This is a genomic window from Chloracidobacterium sp. D (assembly GCF_018304685.1).
GTDB lineage: Bacteria > Acidobacteriota > Blastocatellia > Chloracidobacteriales > Chloracidobacteriaceae > Chloracidobacterium > Chloracidobacterium thermophilum.
Window position 1 is genome coordinate 2,181,351 of the sequence record NZ_CP072634.1, and the last position, 20,092, is coordinate 2,201,442.

Here is a 20,092-nt window from a genome sequence, read left to right on the forward strand (position 1 = left end):
CGAAGACGTGACCACGGCGCATTTTACGCCGGAGAGGGTGGACGGTCAAACGGATTGCGATAGCATGCCTGTCTCCCGGTTCCGGGAAGACAGTATGCCCCCAGAGGGCGGCGCTCTACACTTTTCCTGTCCAAAGGATGTTGCCCGATGCCCAGCCCGGATGACCGCACGCGCGCCTTTCTGCACGATCTCACCATCAGCCCGCTGTGGTGCGAATGCTTCCATCAACTGCTCACCGAGACCATTCCCCTGCCGGAGAGCGGACACATCCTGCTCGTGGAGTGTGGCACCGGCGGACTGGCCATCGAACTTGCCCACCGGCTGCGCAACACCGGCACCGTCACCGCCAGCGACAGCGACCCGGCACGGTTGCAGATCGTACGGGACAAGTGCCAGGTAGCCAAACTCGACAACCTGCGCATTCTCGACCGTGACCAACTGGCGGATGATCCCGTTGCCGAAGGCTATGATCTGGTCGTGGGCGATGCCTCACTGCTTCCGACCGAGGCTCTGCCGCCTCTGCTGACGCTTCTGCGGGAGCGCGTGGGCGAGGGCGGACAGGTCGCGGCCTACGCGCTCCTGCGGGGCAGCTTCGATGAGTTTTTCTCCATTTTCTGGGAAGCCCTCTATGAGTGTGATCTGGCAGAAGACCTGGCCGTACCACTTGAAACCCTGCTGCGGACCCACCCGACGCCAGCCGACATCCGGGCGCAGGCGGCCGACGCCGGACTGCACAACGTCACCATTACCAGCAGCAAAGAGACCTTTTCCTTCGACAGCGGACACGCCTTTCTCGAATCGCCGCTCATTGCCGGCTACTGGCTCGACCGCTGGCTGTCCATCGTGCCACGGGACTATCTCAACTCCGTCCGGGACTCGCTGTGTGACATCATTGACCGTGACCGTGGCACCTACCCCTTTGAAGTCAGCATCAAAGCAGCGCTGCTCACCGCCCGCGCCGAACCATCCCCCAGCGCAGACGATGAAGACCTGGAAGAAGATGAGGACCCGGAAGAAGACCCGGAAAACGATGTTTAGACGCCCCGGACACACGGACACAACCGGAACTGGGTACAACGCCCGCCCCCTGGCGGCAGCCTGTCACGTGGCTCCATCCTGCCGGTGGACAGGCTGGCGCTGGCTTCTTCCGGCGCTCGGCCTCTGGCTTCAGAGCCTGGCCCTGCCCGTTCCGGCCCAGACGCCTTCCGCCCCGGCGGCCCCGGATACCGCAGCCGCCATTGCGCGGTTCGAGGCCGGCCAGGACGCCCACCAGGCCGGACAACTCACTGCCGCGCTCCGGCTCTACGATGAGGCTCTGGCGCTGGACGACACCCTCGCGCCCATCCACTTCCAGCGCGGCATGGCCCTCCTGGCGCTCCGGCGCACCGCCGAGGCCGTCACGGCCTTTGAACGCTGCGTGGCGCTTCAGCCCGATTTCCTGCGCGGCTGGTTGCAGTTGGGCGCGGCGGCGCTCGCGGCCAACAACACCGTGCAGGCGGAACGGGCCTATGCCACGGTGCTGCAACTCGCGCCGGACCATCTGGAGGCGCGGCTTCACCTGGCGCGCCTGGCGCTTGGCCGCCAGAAACCGGAAGCGGCTCTGGAAGTCCTGGCACCACTCGGCACGTCCGCAGTCCCGCCCGAAGTGAATGTCCTGCGCGGACAGGCACTTCTGCTCGCCGGACAGACCGAGGCTGCCATCAAAGCCTTTTCCCAGGCACTCGCCGGGCAGGCCAACCACCCCGAAGCGCGCCGTGGACGCGGCGACGCCTACGCCGTCCAGGGACAGATGGAAGCGGCCGTAGCTGACTGGCAAGTGGCTTATGCGTCCACGCCACATGCCGAACTGGCCGCCAACATCGTCAGCGCCCTCTACCGGCTCGACCGGCCGGAAGCCGCCCGCGTATTTCTCGAAGCGGCCCGGAAACAGTTTCCCCAGGACGCACAACTGGCCGCGCTGGCCTCGTCGCTTGAGGGCGAGGCCGCCGTTGTCGCTGCCGCGACCCTGCTCCGGGCCGGGCGCTTTGCCGAAGCCGCTGCCGCCTACGCCCCCCTTGTAGCCCAAAACCCCGAAGCCATTGCGCCGCGCGCCGGACTGGCCACGGCCCTGTTCAAACTCGACCGCTTTGCCGAAGCCGCCCGGCACTTCGTCCTTCTTTCGCAACAACAGCCGGAAGTGGCGGCAACCTACTTTTTTCTCGGCGTCTGTTATGACAAAATGGGCGACTACAGACAGGCGCTGGCGGCTTACGAAACCTTTCTTGCCCGCGCCGATGGCGTTCATCACCAGCTCGAAATCGAAAAAGTTCACCTTCGGTTGCCCAGTCTGAGACGGCAGGCCGAACAGTCGAAACCCCGAAAGCCCTGAAACTGGGCCATGGCTTCAATGGCATCCCCAGTCGGGCCGTCTTTACCAGCCGGGCTACCCTGGCGCACAGGAGGGCAGGACGATGCGGCATTCGACCTTATTGCAGCGCGATTGTCGTCAGGCACGTCGAATCCTTGGCCTCTGGCTCTGGATTGCCGTGTTTGGTGTTGGTGTCTGGGCGGATGACCCGGCCGGGTCAGCGTCCGCGTTGCCGGCGGGACTGTCCGAAACCGAGCGGCAGACGCTTCAGAAAGAGACCAATCCCAAGGACCACCTCGATGCCTGCCTGAAAATCGGCACCAGCCGACTGGCCACGGCCGTTGAAGCCGTCAAGCAGGAACGCTACGAAACGGCGGCCCAGGCGCTGCGGGTCTATACCGGGTTGCTTGATTACACCCACGGTTACACCCGGCAAACGGCCAAGGAAAAGGTACGCCAGCACATGTTGCGCAAGCTGGAAACGACGCTCCGCCAGCAACTACCGGTGCTGGAGTGGATGGTCAACGGCATGCCCGAATGTCACGAAGGCTGCGCCCGGCAGGCGCTCAACCGCGCCCGGAGTATTCGCCGGGAATCCCTCAATGCCTACTTCGGCGGTGAATTTCTCAGAGCTGGCGACCCACCGACCGAATAAGCTCACGACGTACCATGACGGCACGATGGTTCGGACTTTGCGGCGGCTGGCGGCGAGGGTTGGTGTTTTTGTTCAGTCTGTTGCTGTTCAGTCCGGGGCTGGCGCAGCAGCGGGGCGACGTACTCAACGAACAGGAAATCGAGCGCGTCCGCGAAGCCCAGGAAATTGACCAGCGCACCGAGGTGTTCCTCAAGCTGGCCGGACGCCGCCTCACCGCCCTTGAAGGCCGTCCTGACCCGCTTACCAAGCGTGAGCAGTGGGGCGAGCCGCCCAACGGTTCACCCCAGCAACTCCTTGCGGCTTACACGCGCATTCTCGAAGAACTTGCCGACAAACTGGACGCCGTTGCCGAAACCAAAGGCGAAAAAGACCCCCGGCTGCGGAAGGCGCTGGCGCGTGTCCGCCACTATATGGAATCCCACCTCACCCGCCTGGAACGCCTTTCCCCCGGCGATGATGAACGACCCGCACACCGGGCTGCCCTGCAGATGGCGCGCCTGCTGCTTGACGGAGCCAGCGACGCCTTGGCGAAATAGCCCCCTCCCCGGCACGTTTATCCACGTCGTTTTACCTATCCAATGTCTCTGGCTGAAAAGCTGTCCAGTCTGCCCACCGGTCCGGGTTGCTACCTGCACAAGGATGCCCACGGGACAGTCATTTACGTCGGCAAGGCCAAAAACCTGCGCCACCGCGTGCGCAGCTACTTTCAATCCAGCCGCCACCACGATCCCAAAACCCAGGCCCTTGTGGCGCACATTGCCGATGTCGAGTTCATCGTCACCGATACGGAAGTCGAGGCGCTGGTGCTCGAAAGCAACCTCATCAAGCAGTACAAGCCGCGCTACAACGTCCTGCTCAAGGATGACAAGCAGTATCCGCACCTCAAGCTGACGCTCAACGAACCGTTCCCACGGGTCATCAAGACGCGGCGCGTACTCAACGACGGCGCGCTGTACCACGGGCCCTACCTGCCGGCTTCACTGGCGCACCAGACACTCCGGCTCGTCAACCAGATGTTTCAGCTCCGCACCTGCGACATCGAGATTGACGGCAAGCGCGACCGCCCCTGCCTCGAATACCACATCAAACGCTGCCTTGGCCCCTGCGTCCGGGAACTGTGCGGCCCGGCGGAATATGCGGAAGCCGTCCGGGATGTAAAGCTGTTTTTCGAGGGCAAAAACAAGCAACTCGTCGCTGAGTTGCAGGCCCGGATGGAACGGGCGGCCGAAGAACTGCGCTTCGAGCAGGCCGCCCGCTACCGCGATCAGCTTCGCCTCATCGAGCGGCTCGGTGAAACCCAGAAAATGATGCTCAAGGACGCTGCCGACGTGGACATTTTCGGCTACCACCGCGACGGCGCGCGGCTGGCTCTCCAGCTTTTCACCATGCGCGAGGGCCGCATCATCGGACGGCGCGAGTTTTTCTGGGAAGACCTCCCGCCCGGCGACGACTTCGACCCGGCCGCCTTTCTGGGCGAGGCGCTGACCCAATACTACGCCCTGGGCAACTACGTGCCCCACGAAGTCCATGCCCCGCACGACTTTGCTGACCGGGACGTACTGGAAGCCTTCCTGTCGGCGCGGCGCAGCGCCAAAGTGCGCATCCTGACGCCCCAGCGCGGGCAGAAGCGCGAACTCATCGAACTCGTTGAGCGCAATGCGCGCGTGGCCTTCGACCAGCGTTTTCGGACGCTCAAACCCGACATGGCCGATGTCCTCGACGAACTGACCGACCTGCTGGCGCTGCCCCGCTTCCCGGCGCGCATCGAGTGTTTCGACATTTCCCACATCCAGGGCGCGGAGGCCGTCGCCTCCCTGGTCGTGTTTGAAAACGGGCAGCCGGCCAAGGATGAGTACCGGAAGTTTCGGATCAAAACGGCCACCGGCGGCGACGATTTTGCCGCCATGCGCGAGGTCGTCGGACGGCGCTACGCCCGGCTGCTGCGGGAAGAAAAACACCTGCCCGATCTGGTCATTGTGGATGGCGGCAAGGGACAACTCAGCGCGGCAGCGCAGGCGCTGCGGGAACTCGACCTGGAGGCCCTGCCGCTGGCCTCGATTGCCAAACGCGAGGAACTCATCTTCGTCAAAGGTCGGGAATCCGACCCGCTCCGGCTGGAGCGCCATTCACCCCTGCTGCATCTCATCCAGGCCATCCGGGATGAAGCCCACCGCTTCGCCGTCACCTTCCACCGCCAGCGCCGCACACTGCGGGATTTCGATTCCGAACTGCTGGCCATTCCCGGCATCGGGCCGAAGCTCAAGAACCGCCTGCTGCGCAACCTTGGCAGTCTGGAAAACATCCGGCGCGCCAGCATCGCCGAACTGACCCCGTTCGTTGGTGTGCAGCGCGCCCGCGCCATCTGGCAGCACTTTCACCCGGAGACCCCGGCCGCTGACGCCTGATACCCTCCAAAGCAGGTCAGAACCGCTTGGTCACGCGCACGTCGAAGCCGAAGTTGCCGCGCTGGTCGCGGATGCCGATGATGGACACGTTGTTGCGCAGACGGTACTCGATGAGGATGATCTGCTCTTCGGCCGTGGCCAGGTTCGTCGAAAAGGTCACGCTCAGGTCCTTCGTGATGCGGCGTCCGACGGTCAGCCGCGCCGTGGGGTCGCCGCCGCGCCCCACCAGCAACGGGTCAATCTGAAACCGGTTGATGCCAAACAGCCGTCCGGTCTGCTCCTCGATGCGTTCTGTCAGCAGTTCGGAAAGCAGGGTGGTGGCGGCGCTCACGTTGGCCTGCTGGGCCGCCGTGGTCGTGTTGGCAATTTCCGGCGGCGGCAGGGTTCCGGTGGCCAGCAGGGACAGAATGCTCGACTGCGGCAGATTTGGCTCCGAACGCAGAATCGGCGTGAAGTTGTCGGCCGTGCCCGTCAGTCCGACGATGATCCGGTAGCCCTGAATTGTCGCCTCGGCCTGGATGTCATAAAACGTCGTGCCGGCCGGCCCTTCGGGAATCACGACCACGCCGCGCGTCACCTCGAAGCGGTCGTTGCGAAATTCAAGCTGCCCGCGCGTGATCAGGACGCGGCCGGAAACATCCGGGTCATCTATCGAACCGCTCAGCCGCAACGACGCCGCGCCCACCACATCGGCAATGTTGTTCCGAATGAACAGTGTGTCCGGCGCTTCCACCCGGACATCGAGCGTCGTGAACGTCGCGCGCCGGGCGCGGGTCTGAAGGGAGCTGCCCACGCCGCCCAGGCCGATGAACTGCGTCCGTACGAGCGTGGCCAGATCGGTATTCGTCGTGTACTCGGCGCGTTTGATGCGCACCACGCCGCTCAGCACCTGAAGCGACCGGTTGCCCTGCAGCACCAGATCGCCATCGGCCAGCGAACGGATGTCACGCGGATACTTCACGCGCACGTTCTCGGCGCGCAGTCCGAACCGCCACCGGACATCGCTGAGGCGCTCGAAGATGGCCCCGCCGGTCACTTCGACCTTTCCGCCGCCGGCGTCGGCCGTCAGCGTCTCGATCTGCGCCCGGTTGGCATTGAACAGAATGCGTCCGCCGCCGTTTTCGAGTGCCAGCGGCACATCGGTAATCCGCAGCCCAAAGTCATCAATGTCGGTGTAGCCGGTCAGGCGCGGATTGAGGAGGCTGCCACCCAGGGTGGCCTTAATGGTCAGCTCGCCCCGCGAGGTGATGCGTTTCGAGAAGCCGCGCAGCAGCTTCAGGTCAACTTTTCCTTCGGCCGTGACGGTATCGCGGCCGCCGGTCAGCCCCAGTTTCCCGGCCAGCGCCAGTGAAGTCGTTTCGCCGGGCTCATCCCGGAGACGAAAGTTCCGAAACTCCAGCGCCCGGTCGCTGACGGAAAACTGAAGAGGGCCGTCGTTGACAATGACGTAGTTATCCTGCACCGCGCCAAGTTCGCCCAGCGGCACGACGAGCCGCAGCGCCGAAAAATCTCCGGTCAGGGCCAGCTTGCCGGTGGTGAAACCGCCTTCGTCGGTGACCGGGTCCACGGCATAGAGCGGTCCCGCAAGGCGCAGGCGGCCGGTGATCTCGCCGTTCAGATTTTGCGGCCCGACATCGAAAATGGACAGCACCGGAGCCAGCGGCGTCTGGTTGAAATCAAATTGGCTTTCGACCAGCAGGGCCAGTTCGCCGTCCGGGTCGAGGTACGTCACGGTCGCGTCCGCACGATAGGCAAAATCGCGGTACTGCGCCGTCAGCGTCAGCCGGGCTTTTTCCCCATCAGGATCACTGGCCGCGTTGAGCCGGACATCCCGGAACATATCATTGCCAATGGTCAGCGTCTCACTCGTCGCCTTGAAGGTGAAATCCAGATGATTCGACAGCACCTGGCTCACGGTTGAACGCGAGGCGACATCGAACCGGATGACACCCGCCAGCGGCAGATCGGTCCGCCCGAAGGTCTGTGCCACGGCGGCGGCATCAAGGCCGTTGGATTGCAGCGCCACGTCGTAAGCGCCGGCCGACGGCTGGTAACGTCCCTGACCGCTGATGACACCGGCCGGAAAGCGGGCCACGAGGCCATCCAGCACCCACTCGTCATCCCGAAAGGAAACCCGTGCTTCTCCACGGCGCAGTTCACCCAGCGGCGTTTTGGTCGAGGTCAGCGCCAGCGTTCCGTTGCCGCGTATCTGCTCGGCGGCTTTGAGCCAGTCACGTGGGGCGAGTCCACTCTTGAGCGTCGCCAGGTTCGGCAGGCCGGTCAGGCTGAATTCGCCGTCGGCGCGTCCGCCCAGATCGGTCAGGCGGCCGCCGAGGGCGTTCGTCGCCGGAATGGTTTGCAGGATAGCGCCGAGGGAAGCCAGTTTGAGTTCGTATGCCTTAAGGTTGACCTGAGTTGGCTGGCTTTCCGTCCAACTGCCATTGAAACCGGCGACGATACAGCCGCCGTCCGGCTGGACGAGCGAAGCCTCGGTCAGGGTCACGGTCGTCGGCGAAGCCTCGAACTTTACAGCCGCCCGGCCGATGCGTTGGTCGTTGACGTAAATTCCGCCCACGCTCGCTGTTCCGGTCAACGTCGGGGCTTTCAGGGAACCGGCGATGGTTCCGGTGACATCCCCGGCCCCGCGCAGCTCCAGCCGGGCGTCTTCGGTTTGGGTCGTCAGTGCAGGAATGTTGAAGCCAAGCCACTTGGCCAGCGTTTGTGCCTGGGCCAGTTCCGGGGTGTGGTAGTCGAGCGTGGCATTCACCTCCCGCGCCCGCCAGCCATAACGGCCGGAGACCGTCAGGACGCCTTCCCCGACACGGGCCACCAGGGATTCCACCTCGACGACGCCCGGCGTCAGGCCGGCGCGGACTTCGGCGGTCAGCGGCAGCGGGGCCGTTTCCGGGCTGCCTTCGGGCGGCACGGCCTCGCCAGTCAGTGTGACTTGGACGCGCCCGCTGGCCCGCAGTGCCTCCAGCCCGGGCCAGGCGGCTTCCAGTTGTACGTTGCCGCGTCCGGTCAGGACGCGCGCTGGCAGGGGGGTCAAGCGGGCCACCTGCCCAACATCAAAGCCCGTGAGGGTGAACCTGGCCTGTGACCGCTCGCGGGTTTCGGCCGAATAGACCAGGCGCATTTGTCCCTGCAACCGGCCGCCCATGACCCGTGCCGTGGCCCCGGTGATGTCCACGGCCGTTGGAGAGACGGCGACGTGCGCAGACAGGCTATCCAGCGCATAGCCGGCAAAAGTGACCCGCCCGGCTTTGACATCGCCTTCGGCGCGGTTTGGAAAACGCCCAAAGGGTGTGTCGAGCACGTACTGGGCTGTCAGCCCGGAGACCGTCACCCCGGCCAGGCGTCCGGTCAGCGGTTCGAGGTTGCCTTCCAGGGCAATCTGTTCGGCGTCGCCAGCCACGCGGACGGGCATCTGCACCCGTCCCGTCAGAGGCAGTCCAGCGAGCAATGTCTGGCTGGTGGCGGCAAGATCGAGCGTCACATAGGCATTGCCTTCGTAGCGCGGTACGTTATCGGGCCAGCGCACGCGGCCGGCTGCCGTCACTTCGCCGAGCGGCGTTGTGAGCAACAGTGTGTCAATCTCGGCGGCCTCTTTTGTGACCGTTCCCGTCAGGCGCAGCCGCGCTTCGTTGAGCGTCCGCTGGCGGCCGTCACCGGCTGTCACCGTGACCGCTGCTGCATCGAAGCCGGTTTCCACGCGCAGGGTGTGTTTGTCGAGTGTGCGCCCAAACAGCGCAAAGTGGTCAATCTGCCCATCCACGCCATAGGTCGCAGCGGCAACCTGCACCGTACCGTCCCGGATGACGATGCGGCTCCCCTCAAGCACCTCATCCACCAGCGGCTCATCTGCTTCGGCCGGCAGCGTCCGGCGGCGTTCCGGCAGGCGGATGCGCGCCAGGTTGATGCCCCGGTCATCGAAGGTCAGGTTGAGCGCCGGGCGGTCAAGGGTCAGGTGACGCAGGGAAAACGCCTGCCGCCAGAGGCTTTCGACGTTGATTTCCGCCGTCAGGCGGTCAGCAGTGAAAAATGGCTGGGCGTCGCCCGGCAGGAAGCAGGCAATCCGCCCGGCTTCCGCCGAGGTCGAAAACAGATGCACCCGCAGATCGCCGATTTCCGCCCGCACGTCCGTCTGGCGTTCGAGTTCGGCAATGAGTTTGCGCCGTACGAAGTCGTCCAGCCCGCCCTGAACCACCCAGACGACACCGGCGCTGAGCAGTCCCGTGACGACGAGCGCCAGCGCCAGGAAGGCCATCCGCCAGCGTTGTCCACGTGTCACAGCCATGTTGCAGTGCTCACACAGGGGAATTTGGGGGACCCGCACGAACCCGCCGCAGGCAGCTTAGCACGCCGGTTCATCCGCCCGGTTTCCGAAAGATAACGCCAGGGACTGTCCTGTTGCCCCTGCCGGACGTATCCCCGGTATTTCCGGTCAGCTACTTTACGCGCGAATCTTATGCGCCAATCTTACGGATGACGTGCGGCGGAGCAGCGGATATAGTCGTGGGCACTTTATCTGTATTCAGTTCACGATCTTTGTCTGACCCTTTTCTTTGGTTATGCCGTATATCGAGGAGAATATCCTGTGTCACCGCCGGATTCCCCACATCGTCATCTGCTTGAGTTGATTCGTCGGATCGCCGCGGGAGACCAGGCTGCCCTGGGAGAGTTTTATGACCTTACATCCCGACAGGTCTTTGGCGTGGCCAGACAGGTTTTACACAACGACAGTGATGCCGAGGAAGTGACCATGGCCGTCTATCTGGAAGTCTGGCGCCGCGCCAAAGATTATGACATCCAGCGTGGAAGCCCCACGGCCTGGCTGCTGATGATGGCCCGCAGCCGGGCCATTGACGCCCTACGAATGCAGCGGCCGGGCCGGCAGCTCCCGATGGAGTCCGTCACCAACGAGAATTATCCTGCCTCCCTGGAATCCCCAGAGAAGGTGCAGGACGTGGAACAATCCCTCCTTGCAATACAGCGGGGAGACCTGGTGCACAAGGCACTCCAGAACCTCTCGCCTGACCAACGACAAGTCATTGAGCTGACATTTTTCCTGGGCCTGACCAATCAGGAAATTGCTGACCGCCTGGCAATTCCACTGGGAACGGTCAAAGGACGCCTGCGCCTGGCGCTTCAACATCTGCGGCGCTGGTTGGGTCCGGCGATGAAGAAAGGTTGGTTATGACAAACAATAGCTGGTCCGAGGAAGAGCAACCGTGGGAAACGCTTCTGGGTTATCTCCTCGAAACGCTCGATGCGGATGAGCGTCGGGCGATTGAAAACCACCTGGTAGATAACCCTTGGCTGCGCACCGAAGGGTTGGAAACGATGCGCCAACTGGCCACGCAGATTCTTGAAAGCTGTGCCGCCGAGCCACCGGCGAAGCTCCGCGCGCGGCTGATGTCCACCATTGGTCAGCCCTCCACCATCCCCCCCTCTCCGCCCGAAGCCATTCCCTATTCGACGCTTTCGCGGGCGCGCGATGGCGCGTGGATCCCCTGGCAGCCGGGGTGGATGACCCGGCTGCTTTATCACAACCCGGCCGAAGACCTCATTGTGGCCTTGGTTCGCGCCGAGCCGGGCGCGTCACTTCCACCACATCGCCACCAAATCGCTGAGGAAGTCTTCGTTCTGGAAGGCGATTTGACCGTGGGTGAAGAACGCCTTGGACCCGGAGATTACATTCGGTCGGAAGCCGGCACGACCCATACCCACAACTTCACGACCACCGGCTGCACGATTCTGGTTCGCCGTTCCCTGAGCGAATGCCGGGCCGAATATCCAGGCAAAGGCGCGCAATAAAGCGCACCCGACCGGCATCGGTCGGGTGCGCTTCAGGGGAATATCTGGCAGGCGTGACCCTAAGCGGCGGCGGATTTTTCCGGCTCGATGATTTCGTTCCCGCGCCCAAACAGGAAGCGCGTCGGGTGCTCCCGCATGATCTTGTCCTGCAGGCGCATCAGCCCGTAGAGCAGGGCTTCCGGGCGCGGCGGACAACCTGGCACATAGACATCCACCGGAATGATCCGGTCCACACCCTGCAGGGTTGAGTAGGTGTTGAACGGCCCGCCGACATTGGAGCACGACCCCATCGAAATCACCCACTTCGGGTCGGGCATCTGCTCATAGACGCGGCGCACCACCGGGGCCATTTTGAGCGTAACCGTGCCGGCCACAATGATGAGGTCAGCCTGCCGCGGACTGGGACGGAAGACCCCGGCGCCAAAACGGTCCAGGTCAAAGCGGGAAGCCCCGGTAGCCATCATTTCAATGGCACAGCAGGCCAAACCAAAGGTCATCGGCCAGAGTGCCGACTTGCGCGCCCAGTTGAAAATGTAATCCACCGACGACAACACCAAACCCGGAGCTTCTTCACGCACCATGGTCTTCACCACCTTTCACGAATGCCAGAGCAGCCTGATGCCGGAGGAATTTCCAGCACGCAGGGCAACCGGGCCACCTTTACGCCCAGTCCAGCGCCCCCTTGCGCCAGGCATAGTAGTAGCCAACCACCAGGATGCCGATAAAAATGAACGCTTCGATGAGTCCGAACAGGGCGAGCTGATCGAAAATCACCGCCCACGGAAAGAGGAAAATGGTCTCCACGTCAAAGATGAGAAACAGCATGGCGATGACGTAGTACCGCACCGAGATGCGTTCCCGCGCGTCGCTGACCGGATCAACGCCACACTCATAGGGCATCATCTTTTCGGGCGTCATGACCGTCCGGCGGATAAACCGTCCAACGGTCAGGGCCCCAACCGGAATCGCCAGCGCAATGGCAAAGAGAAGCGCAATCGGAATGTAGCCCATGATGGGGCCGCGTACCGGCATTTCTGTGGCAGCTTGTTGCAGGAGCAAGAACACCGTGGAAATCATAGCGGGCAGACCATGGGCGATGCGCGGATGACTTTCCGTAACCCAGCATACGCTGGACGGCTGTCACCCGGCGATTGTTCCGGCGGTTGACCGGTTTCGCAGCCGTGAAGTGTGGATGTTATTCGGCCGGCGGCGTCGGTGTGGACTCGCCGGACGCAGCCTCCGAACCAGGCGCGGTCGCAGGCGGTGCGGCCGCCGCTGCTGCGGCTTCCTTGTTGAGCTGCCGGGTGTCCAGTTCGCGGATGCGCGCCGCCTTGCCACGCAGCTTGCGCAGGTAGTACAGCTTGGCCCGCCGCACGCGCCCGCGCCGCACGACTTCGATTTTGTCAATGCTCGGCGAATGCAGCGGAAAGATGCGCTCCACCCCGACACCAAAGCTGATCTTGCGCACGGTGAAGGTCTCCCGGACGCCTCCGTGCTTGCGGGCAATGACAATGCCTTCAAATACCTGAATCCGCTCTTTCTCACCTTCCTTGATCTTGACGTGGACGCGCACAGTATCGCCGGGAATGAAATCGGGATGCTCCCGCAAATAAGACTGCTCGATAGCCTGGAGTTCTGGCTTGATCATGGCTTCCGTTCCTCTCGCACTATGATGATGAATGGCATGTCAGGGGCTGACCGGCTGGCGGCGACGGGTGCAACAGCTCTGTCAGCAAGCGGCGGTCAATCTCATCCAGCCGCGTTTGGTCGGTCAGTAAATCCGGGCGATAGCGCAGCGTTTTGCGCAGGGCGGCCCGCCGCCGCCAGAGTTCGATTTCGGCATGGTTGCCGGTCAGCAGTTCGGCCGGCACGGCGTGTCCGCGATAGACGGGCGGGCGTGTATAGACCGGATAATCAAGGCGTCCGGTCTGGAAGGATTCCTTCTGGGCTGAGGTCGGGTTGCCCAAAACGTCCGGCAGCAGGCGGATAACGGCATCCATCACAACCATCGCGGCCGGCTCGCCTCCGCTCAAAACGTAGTCGCCAATGGAAATCTCTTCGGTGGCCAGGTGTTCCGCGACCCGTTCATCCACCCCTTCGTAGCGCCCACAAATCAGAACAACTTGGGATTGCCGGCTCAGGTGCTGTGCCATGGACTGGTCAAAGCGGCGTCCCTGGGGCGTCAGCAGGACGACCGATGGGTTGGACTGGCGGTGGGTCAGGGCTTCGACTGCCCGAAAAATCGGCTCCGGCTTGAGCACCATGCCATCTTCGCCGCCATAGGGACGATCATCCACGACCTGGTGGCGATCATAGGTCCAGTCGCGCAGGTTGTGGATGCCAATTTCGACCTGGCGACGCTGGCAGGCGCGCCGGACAATGCCATAGGCCAGAAACCCTTCAAAAAACGCCGGAAATATCGTCAGAACATCGAACCGCATGATGTCGCTCGCACTCCCTCCGGCCGTGTGGGTCTGGTCCCCATCAGCCGCCGGCGTTCTCAGCTACCCGGCTGCCTCTCAATCCAGCAGCCCTTCCGGGGGTGAAATCCGAATCCACTTGGCAACCACATCCACGCTGGTGCAGATGGCACGCACAAACGGCACGAGACATTCCTGGCGGCGTCCGTCGGGGTGTATCCGTTCCACTACCAGCGTTCCCCCGCCATACGGGGCCACATCCACGACCGTCCCAACGACTTCCCCGCTTTCCAGTTCCACCCGGCAGCCGATGAGATCATCCTGAAAGAACTCATCGGGCGGCGGGATGACCCGCGCTGAGAGCGGTACACAAACCTGATGCCCGGCCAGCGACTCGACGGCGTTGATGTGGTCCAGACCGACGAACTTCAGAATAACGTTCCCTTTGTGAAACCAGGCCCGTTCAATCACGGCAGCCCGTGCAGTCCCACGTGGTGGGCGCAGCCACACTGGGACGCCAGGCGCAAACCGTTCGGGGTAGTCGCTCAGCGACGTAGCCACGACTTCCCCCCGCAGGCCACGGGGGCGGCGGATAGCGGCAATCGTCACGAGTTCTTCGCGCGGGTCAGCCAACACACTCATTCGACGACCTCCAACACCACCCGGCGGGCGGATGTTCCTTCGACGGCGGTCAGCAGGGTACGGATAGCTGTAACAGTACGTCCCTGGCGGCCAATGACCTTGCCGATGTCCGGCGGAGCTGCGGTCAGCCGGACCACCAACGTGTGGCCGTGCATTTCAGCCGAGGCCGACACGGCTTCGGGGTCATCCACCAGGGCACGTGCCAGATGCTCCACCAAACGAACCACGTCTGCCACGACCGCTCCTCACCAGGCAACCGACCATCCGACGTTGGCGCTACCGGCGTTGGCGCTACCGGTGCGAATCAACCACCACCGGTTCAGGCGGAAGCCTTCGGCACGGCCGCTTCTGCTTCCCGCCGCGCCCGCGCAATCAGGGCCCGGACAGTATCCGACGGCTGTGCGCCGCACTTGAGCCAGTAATCCACCCGCTCCAGGTTGATCACCAGCTTTTCAGGGTCGGTCAGTGGATCACGATAGCCAAGGGCTTCGATAAAACCGCCATCCCGCTTCGAGCGTTTTTCGGCCACGACGATTCGATAAAAGGGCCGCCGATGCGTACCACGGCGCGTCAAGCGTATCGAAAGCACGGCTGATTTCCTCCCAACAGTCTTGAAAAAAGTTTATTTCCCAACACGCGCTGGCAGCCGCAGCCGCCACAGCACCAACATCATTTCCGCTTCTTTTTCTTTTTCGGGGGCGTATGCTGCTTGCTCCGCTTGCCGCCCCCGAAACCGCCGCCAAACATGCCACCACCACGTGGACCGGCCGGGAGCATCCCCCCCAGCCCGCCGCCCAAACCACCTCCGAACAGTCCGCCCAGTCCCCCGAAAAGCCCGCCGCGTGTCATCTGCTGCATCATACGGCGCATGATGGAAAATTCCTTGAGCAGTTCCTCGACCTGACGTACCGAAGTCCCGCTTCCTCTGGCCACGCGCCGCCGCCGGGAAGCGCTGGCTGCCAGCAGGGTATGGTCTTCCCGCTCCTGCTTCGTCATCGAGTTGATGATGGCTTCTGTTTCCTTGAGTTTCCGCTGCATCATCTGGGTTTGCTGGGGCGTCAGCCGCAGGTTCAGCCCCGGTAGCAATCCATCAGGCAGCATCCCCAGCAGTTTGTCGAGCGAACCGAGCTTGCCGACCTGGCGCAACTGGGCGCGGTAATCTTCCAGCGTGAAGCGGTTTTCCAGCATCCGCTGCTGAAGGCGCAGCGCCTCGGCTTCGTCCACCTCCTGCTGCACCTTCTCGATGAGCGACAGAACATCGCCCATGCCCAGGATGCGCTGTGCAATGCGGTCAGGATAAAAGGGTTCGAGAGCGTCGTACTTTTCGCCTACCCCGACGAATTTGATGGGCTGGCCCGTCATGCTCCGAATGGAGAGCGCCGCCCCGCCGCGTGCATCGCCGTCCATTTTCGACAGGATGACGCCGGTCAGCCCGATGCGCTCGTGAAACTCGGTGGCACTGCGTACGGCGTCCTGCCCGATCATGGCATCGGCCACAAAAAGCGTCTCGACGGGATGGAGTTCGGCCTTGAGCTGGGCAAGTTCCACCATCAACTCGTCGTCAATGTGCAGCCGGCCGGCGGTATCCACCAGCAGCGTATCGAAGCCGCGCAGTTGGGCTTCCCGGTACGCCGCCCGTGCCAGCTTGAAAGGATCATCGGTCGTGGGGTCTTCATAGACCGGAATGCCAATCGCCTTGCCGATGACGGACAACTGATCGCGCGCCGCCGGGCGATACACGTCCACAGAAACCAGCAGCGGATGGCGTTTGCGTTGCTGTGCCAGAAAGCGCGCCAGCTTGCCGGTGGAAGTCGTCTTGCCTGACCCCTGCAGCCCGACCATCAGGATGACATTCGGCGTCTGGGAAGTGAACGCCAACTCTGACGTATCGCCGCCGCCCAGCAACTCCACCATTTCGTCGAAAACAATCTTGACAACCTGCTGTGCCGGCGAAAGGGCTTGCCAGACCTCCTGACCCAGGGCTTTTTCCCTGACCCGCTCGACAAACTGCTTGACCACCCCATAGTTGACATCCGCTTCAAGCAAAGCAATGCGGATGTCTGTCATGGCGGCGTTGATATGCGCTTCCGTGAGTTTGCTCTCGCCACGAAGCGTCTTGAGCGTCTTTTTCAGCTTTTCCGAAAGCGCCTCAAACATCGGTCATCCTCCCGCACCCCATTTTCCCGCGTTTTATGGGGTGACATCCGGCAGACAGTCGGGGGCCAGGCTCCCACAAAGGAAAGCGTTGAGCATAGCGACCAGCAGAGTACACGTCAAGCGCGATGCCAACCGTCAGGTGGCGAGTGGTGAGTAGCGAGTGGCGAGCGGTGAGTAGCGAGTGGCGAGTGGGGGCGAGTAGCGAGTGGTGAGTGGCGAGTGGTGAATGGGGGGAGAATAGCGAATGGTTAGTGGCGATAGCGCGCACGGCGATGCATGGCGTGCCGGAGAGCTTTTGCCGCCCCTGGCTTCTCCTGCTTTCCCATTTACCACTCGCCACTCGCTACTCGCTACTCCCCACTCGCCACTCCCCTCCCAACCGGACTAGGCCATTTCAGCCCCGGCCGCTACACTCGTCTTCCCCCTGGCGATGGACGAACCCATCCCCTCCAGTTGCCGCCTGCATCAGAAGCCGGGCGGCTTCCGTGACACCCATGGCAGACCTGCTTTCATCCGCCCGCCTTGGACTGGCCCTGAGCGGTGGCGGCCCGCGCGGACTGGCCCACATTGGCGTCATCAAGGCGCTCGAGGCCTACGGTCTCAAACCGGACTTCATCGCTGGAACCAGCGCTGGCAGCATCGTCGGCGCGATGCTGGCCGCCGGCATGAACTGGCGTGAAATGCGCGCCATCGCTGCTTCCATTTTCTGGCCGGAACTCTTTGACGGCAAAAACCTGGAACGTTTCTGCGCGCAACACCTGCCAGCCACCTTTGCCGAGCTGCGGTATCCCTTCGTGGCCATTGCCGGCGAGTGGCCCTCGCGGCGGCTGGTCATCCTGCGGGAAGGCGACCTGCCGAGCGCCATCAGCGCCAGTTGCGCGCTGCCGGGTGTACGCCGGCCGGTCCAGCGCGACGGGCTTTCCCTGCTCGACGGCGGCATTGCCTGTCCGCTTCCGGCGGAACCGGTCCGTGACATGGGCGCCACTTATGTCATCGCTTCGGATGTCCTTGGGATTTCTTCCGTCCTGCGCGCCGTCGGTGTCGAGCCGACGACGCCGACCGTCCGCCGGTTTTTTCCCCATCACTACCGGCAGGCGCTGGACGCAGCCGACATCCTGATTTCACCGGCCATTCCACTCGTCGGGATGCTGCCCGTCGGTCGCGGACTCGATGCCGTCATCGCCGCTGGCGAAGCCGCAACCTATGCCGTTCTCGACCGCCAACGGCAACTGCGGCTTCAGCAAACGGCCTGAAGTGGCGGCCCTTGCCCCTGGTTCTCTCCGCCATCCACATCCGGCGCTTACAGGTGTTTTTCAATGAAGGCCAGCATGCGCCCGTAGAGGTGTTTGACCCGGTAGGGCGTGACCACCCCGTGGCGGGATTGCGGATAGGGCAGGAACTCAAAGGGACGGTCGGCTTTGTGCAGGGCATCGATGAGCTGCACGGAGTTGCGCGGATGCACATTGTCATCCATCAGCCCGTGAACGAGCAGCAACGGCCCGTGGAGTTGCCGGGCGGCAGCCACGACGGAACTTCGTTCGTAGCCTTCCGGGTTGTCCTGCGGCAGCTTCATGTAGCGTTCCGTGTAGATTGAGTCGTAGTTGCGCCAATCCGTGACCGGCGCACCGGCAATGCCGCACCTGAACACCGTGCTGTGCGTAAGGGCGTAGGCGGTGATGTAGCCCCCGTAGCTCCACCCCCACAGACCAATCCGGTTGCCGTCCACGTAGGGCAGCGTCTTCAAATAGGCCACTCCATCTTCCAGGTCACGCAACTCCAGTTCACCAAGCCGTCCGTAAACCGGCGCCATTGACCGCATCCCCTTGCCGCTGGCCGAACGGTTGTCACACACCCAGACCAGATAGCCCCGCTGCGCCAGCAACTGATGCCAGAGCATGCGCTGGCCGCCCCACCGGTCCACGACCGACTGCGCCCCCGGGCCGCTGTAGGCATAGCACCAGACCGGATATTTCTTCTGCGGATCGAAATCCGGCGGACGCAGCAGCATGGCTTCCATTACGAAGCCATCGCGGGTTTTGACCTGCTGAAAGTCAGGACGCGCCAGGCCGTACTCGGCGGCCAGCGCCCGCGCCTCGGCGTTATCGGCGATGATGCGCACCAGCTTGCCGTCGGACTGGTGGAGTGTGATTTGCGGCGGCGTTGTGGCCGTGCTCGACACATCGAAGTACGCCGTACACGTCGCGTTGAACTCCGCCGCATGGGTTCCTTCGGTCTGGCTCAGGCGGGTCAGCCCCGTGCCGTCCAGTTTGATGCGGTACAGGTGATTGGCAATCGGCGAGTGTGCGGCGGCGGCAAAATACACCTGCCCGTTGGCGACGCCATACACCTCACGCACATCCCACTCACCCTGTGTCACCGCCCGCAGGCGTTTCCCATCCGCCGCGTGGTGGTAGAGATGCCGAAAGCCGGTCTGATCGCTCTGCCAAAGAAACGACCCATCCGGGAGAAAAGTGGGTAGCTCGACCACTTCCACCCACGCCGTCGCACTCTCTTCCCGCAGCAGCCGCTCCGGCGCCGCCGGGCGTGGCAGTGGCGGCATGCTTTCCAGCATCAGTACCGTCGTTGTGTTGAGATCAAGCCGTGTCTGGCGTCGGTTCTGCACCTCGAACAACAGCGTGTTGGGCTGCTGAGGATGCCATCCGACGCGGGTGACGATCCGATCATCGGCCGGATACGCCTGCAAGCTGACTTCGGCGGTTTCACCCTCACAGGTGGCTATGTGCAGCGACACCAGCGGGTTCGGATCACCGGCCTGTGGGTAGTGCGTCCGCTCCACGCGCTGCCGAAAGGGTACGTCATCGGTCAGGACGTGGACGGGCACCGCCGTATCATCCAACCGCAGGTAGGCCAGCAACGTCCCCGTCGCATTCCACCAGTAGCCCCGGCGCTTCCCACGCCCATAGACTTCTTCTTCATACACCCAGTCGAGGATGCCGTTGAACACACTGCTTGAGCCGTCCTGTGTCAGCCGGCGTTCGGCCGGCGGCGTGGCGGTCAGGTCAAGCAGATACAGATCGTTGTCCCGTACAAAACTGACGCGCCGGCCGTCGGGACTGAAGTCATATTCCTCTTCGGCTTCGCCAGGTGACGTGGTGAGCCGCTGGGCGCGGTCAGTCGTGAAGTCGTAGAGATACAGGTCGTTGTCGGCACTGAGCAGCACACGGCGGAAAGCGGTATCGAAAATGGCTCCCCGGAGTGTAGCTGCCGTGCGACTGTCATCCGCCGCCATGCCGGCGGCTTCCAGGGCGGACTGCATCCGCGCCGGGTCGTGGAAGGGTGTCCGTTTGCCGGTCAGCGCCTCGACCTGCACCACTTCGTACTGGCGCGTCTGGGCATTGACCTCAAAGGATAGGTACTGCTTCCCGTCGGGCAACCAGACGAGACGCGGCAGATTGCCGGAAAAATTCACCCGCTGGACGGGATCGAACAGGGCTTCCAGGGTGAGTCGCTTTGTGGACTTGTCTGCCGTCTGGCCGTTCGCAGCCACACGCGACACAGAAGGGGTCAGTGTCGCCGCAACCAGAAAGGCCGCGCCAAGGAGCGCCAGCCGGGACGCCGACCATCGAAAATATGTCATGCCTGTGTTCTCCAGTGATTTGCGCCATTTGCCAACCCGCCATGTTTGACC

At 63.2% G+C, this 20,092-nt stretch carries 17 protein-coding genes and 1 pseudogene; 8 read left to right on the plus strand and 10 right to left on the minus strand.

Annotated elements, in window-relative coordinates; translation table 11 throughout:
• The first annotated feature begins 147 nt into the window (after window positions 1-147).
• From J8C01_RS09195 to uvrC, 5 genes are all read left to right on the plus strand, one after another.
• Window positions 148-1,038: a class I SAM-dependent methyltransferase gene (locus J8C01_RS09195; RefSeq protein WP_211431715.1), complete on the plus strand. Its 891-nt coding sequence runs from the start codon at window positions 148-150 to the stop codon at window positions 1,036-1,038.
• A complete protein-coding gene (locus J8C01_RS09200; protein ID WP_211431716.1) occupies window positions 1,031-2,368 on the plus strand; it encodes a tetratricopeptide repeat protein in 1,338 nt (445 codons plus the stop codon). Before J8C01_RS09195 ends, J8C01_RS09200 begins: the two co-directional genes overlap by 8 nt.
• 82 nt (window positions 2,369-2,450) lie before the next feature.
• On the plus strand, window positions 2,451-3,002 hold the full coding sequence (locus tag J8C01_RS09205; protein WP_148264007.1) for a hypothetical protein: 552 nt from the start codon (window positions 2,451-2,453) through the stop codon (window positions 3,000-3,002).
• 68 nt (window positions 3,003-3,070) lie between these two features.
• Window positions 3,071-3,538: a hypothetical protein gene (locus tag J8C01_RS09210; protein WP_148264008.1), complete on the plus strand. Its 468-nt coding sequence runs from the start codon at window positions 3,071-3,073 to the stop codon at window positions 3,536-3,538.
• 42 nt (window positions 3,539-3,580) lie between these two features.
• Window positions 3,581-5,407, plus strand: coding sequence for an excinuclease ABC subunit UvrC (gene uvrC, locus J8C01_RS09215; RefSeq protein ID WP_014100352.1), 1,827 nt, complete (start codon window positions 3,581-3,583; stop codon window positions 5,405-5,407).
• 16 nt (window positions 5,408-5,423) lie between these two features.
• On the opposite strand, the gene J8C01_RS09220 is transcribed toward uvrC, so the two are convergent.
• The gene (locus J8C01_RS09220; RefSeq protein WP_211431717.1) at window positions 5,424-9,704 is read right to left on the minus strand and encodes a translocation/assembly module TamB; all 4,281 of its coding nucleotides are present in this window, start codon (window positions 9,702-9,704) and stop codon (window positions 5,424-5,426) included.
• 300 nt (window positions 9,705-10,004) lie between these two features.
• On the opposite strand from J8C01_RS09220, the gene J8C01_RS09225 reads away from it, so the two are divergent.
• Both J8C01_RS09225 and J8C01_RS09230 read left to right on the plus strand, forming a co-directional pair.
• The gene (locus J8C01_RS09225) at window positions 10,005-10,607 is read left to right on the plus strand and encodes a sigma-70 family RNA polymerase sigma factor (RefSeq protein ID WP_211431718.1); all 603 of its coding nucleotides are present in this window, start codon (window positions 10,005-10,007) and stop codon (window positions 10,605-10,607) included.
• Entirely contained in the window at window positions 10,604-11,224 is a 621-nt protein-coding gene (locus tag J8C01_RS09230; RefSeq protein WP_211431719.1) for a cupin domain-containing protein, read from the plus strand. Before J8C01_RS09225 ends, J8C01_RS09230 begins: the two co-directional genes overlap by 4 nt.
• A 59-nt stretch (window positions 11,225-11,283) precedes the next feature.
• Here the strand turns inward: J8C01_RS09230 and J8C01_RS09235 are convergent, their stop codons facing one another.
• From J8C01_RS09235 to ffh, 8 genes and pseudogenes are all read right to left on the minus strand, one after another.
• On the minus strand, window positions 11,284-11,805 hold the full coding sequence (locus J8C01_RS09235) for an NADH-quinone oxidoreductase subunit B (RefSeq protein ID WP_014100356.1): 522 nt from the start codon (window positions 11,803-11,805) through the stop codon (window positions 11,284-11,286).
• Between the two features lie 79 nt (window positions 11,806-11,884).
• Window positions 11,885-12,301 carry an NADH-quinone oxidoreductase subunit A gene (locus tag J8C01_RS09240; protein WP_014100357.1) on the minus strand — a complete coding sequence of 139 codons (417 nt, stop codon included), beginning with the start codon at window positions 12,299-12,301 and terminating at the stop codon, window positions 11,885-11,887.
• Window positions 12,302-12,536: 235 nt separating this feature from the next.
• Window positions 12,537-12,872, minus strand: a pseudogene (gene rplS / locus J8C01_RS09245) (50S ribosomal protein L19); the annotation flags it as partial.
• Between the two features lie 19 nt (window positions 12,873-12,891).
• A complete protein-coding gene (trmD, locus tag J8C01_RS09250) occupies window positions 12,892-13,665 on the minus strand; it encodes a tRNA (guanosine(37)-N1)-methyltransferase TrmD (protein ID WP_014100359.1) in 774 nt (257 codons plus the stop codon).
• Window positions 13,666-13,743: 78 nt separating this feature from the next.
• Window positions 13,744-14,286, minus strand: a complete 543-nt coding sequence (gene rimM, locus J8C01_RS09255; RefSeq protein ID WP_014100360.1) for a ribosome maturation factor RimM — start codon at window positions 14,284-14,286, stop codon at window positions 13,744-13,746.
• On the minus strand, window positions 14,283-14,522 hold the full coding sequence (locus tag J8C01_RS09260) for a KH domain-containing protein (RefSeq protein ID WP_249355437.1): 240 nt from the start codon (window positions 14,520-14,522) through the stop codon (window positions 14,283-14,285). Before J8C01_RS09260 ends, rimM begins: the two co-directional genes overlap by 4 nt.
• A gap of 83 nt (window positions 14,523-14,605) precedes the next feature.
• Complete coding sequence (gene rpsP / locus J8C01_RS09265; protein WP_041569185.1) at window positions 14,606-14,875, minus strand: 30S ribosomal protein S16; 270 nt, start codon at window positions 14,873-14,875, stop codon at window positions 14,606-14,608.
• An 80-nt stretch (window positions 14,876-14,955) separates the two neighbouring features.
• Entirely contained in the window at window positions 14,956-16,443 is a 1,488-nt protein-coding gene (gene ffh, locus J8C01_RS09270; RefSeq protein ID WP_211431721.1) for a signal recognition particle protein, read from the minus strand.
• A 494-nt stretch (window positions 16,444-16,937) separates the two neighbouring features.
• Here ffh and J8C01_RS09275 point away from each other — a divergent pair, with 494 nt between their 5' ends.
• Window positions 16,938-17,696, plus strand: a complete 759-nt coding sequence (locus J8C01_RS09275; RefSeq protein WP_211431722.1) for a patatin-like phospholipase family protein — start codon at window positions 16,938-16,940, stop codon at window positions 17,694-17,696.
• A 47-nt stretch (window positions 17,697-17,743) separates the two neighbouring features.
• On the opposite strand, the gene J8C01_RS09280 is transcribed toward J8C01_RS09275, so the two are convergent.
• Window positions 17,744-20,041: a S9 family peptidase gene (locus tag J8C01_RS09280; RefSeq protein WP_211431723.1), complete on the minus strand. Its 2,298-nt coding sequence runs from the start codon at window positions 20,039-20,041 to the stop codon at window positions 17,744-17,746.
• Window positions 20,042-20,092: the final 51 nt, after the last annotated feature.

Excerpts from the sequence above, each read along its gene's own strand:
- J8C01_RS09195 (WP_211431715.1), top strand. The coding sequence starts at position 148 with ATGCCCAGCCCGGATGACCGCACGCGCGCCTTTCTGCACGATCTCACC.
- J8C01_RS09200 (WP_211431716.1), top strand. The coding sequence starts at position 1,031 with ATGTTTAGACGCCCCGGACACACGGACACAACCGGAACTGGGTACAAC.
- J8C01_RS09205 (WP_148264007.1), top strand. The coding sequence starts at position 2,451 with ATGCGGCATTCGACCTTATTGCAGCGCGATTGTCGTCAGGCACGTCGA.
- uvrC (WP_014100352.1), top strand. The coding sequence starts at position 3,581 with ATGTCTCTGGCTGAAAAGCTGTCCAGTCTGCCCACCGGTCCGGGTTGC.
- J8C01_RS09220 (WP_211431717.1), bottom strand. The coding sequence starts at position 9,704 with ATGGCTGTGACACGTGGACAACGCTGGCGGATGGCCTTCCTGGCGCTG.
- J8C01_RS09230 (WP_211431719.1), top strand. The coding sequence starts at position 10,604 with ATGACAAACAATAGCTGGTCCGAGGAAGAGCAACCGTGGGAAACGCTT.
- J8C01_RS09235 (WP_014100356.1), bottom strand. The coding sequence starts at position 11,805 with ATGGTGCGTGAAGAAGCTCCGGGTTTGGTGTTGTCGTCGGTGGATTAC.
- J8C01_RS09240 (WP_014100357.1), bottom strand. The coding sequence starts at position 12,301 with ATGATTTCCACGGTGTTCTTGCTCCTGCAACAAGCTGCCACAGAAATG.
- trmD (WP_014100359.1), bottom strand. The coding sequence starts at position 13,665 with ATGCGGTTCGATGTTCTGACGATATTTCCGGCGTTTTTTGAAGGGTTT.
- rimM (WP_014100360.1), bottom strand. The coding sequence starts at position 14,286 with ATGAGTGTGTTGGCTGACCCGCGCGAAGAACTCGTGACGATTGCCGCT.
- ffh (WP_211431721.1), bottom strand. The coding sequence starts at position 16,443 with ATGTTTGAGGCGCTTTCGGAAAAGCTGAAAAAGACGCTCAAGACGCTT.
- J8C01_RS09275 (WP_211431722.1), top strand. The coding sequence starts at position 16,938 with ATGGCAGACCTGCTTTCATCCGCCCGCCTTGGACTGGCCCTGAGCGGT.
- J8C01_RS09280 (WP_211431723.1), bottom strand. The coding sequence starts at position 20,041 with ATGACATATTTTCGATGGTCGGCGTCCCGGCTGGCGCTCCTTGGCGCG.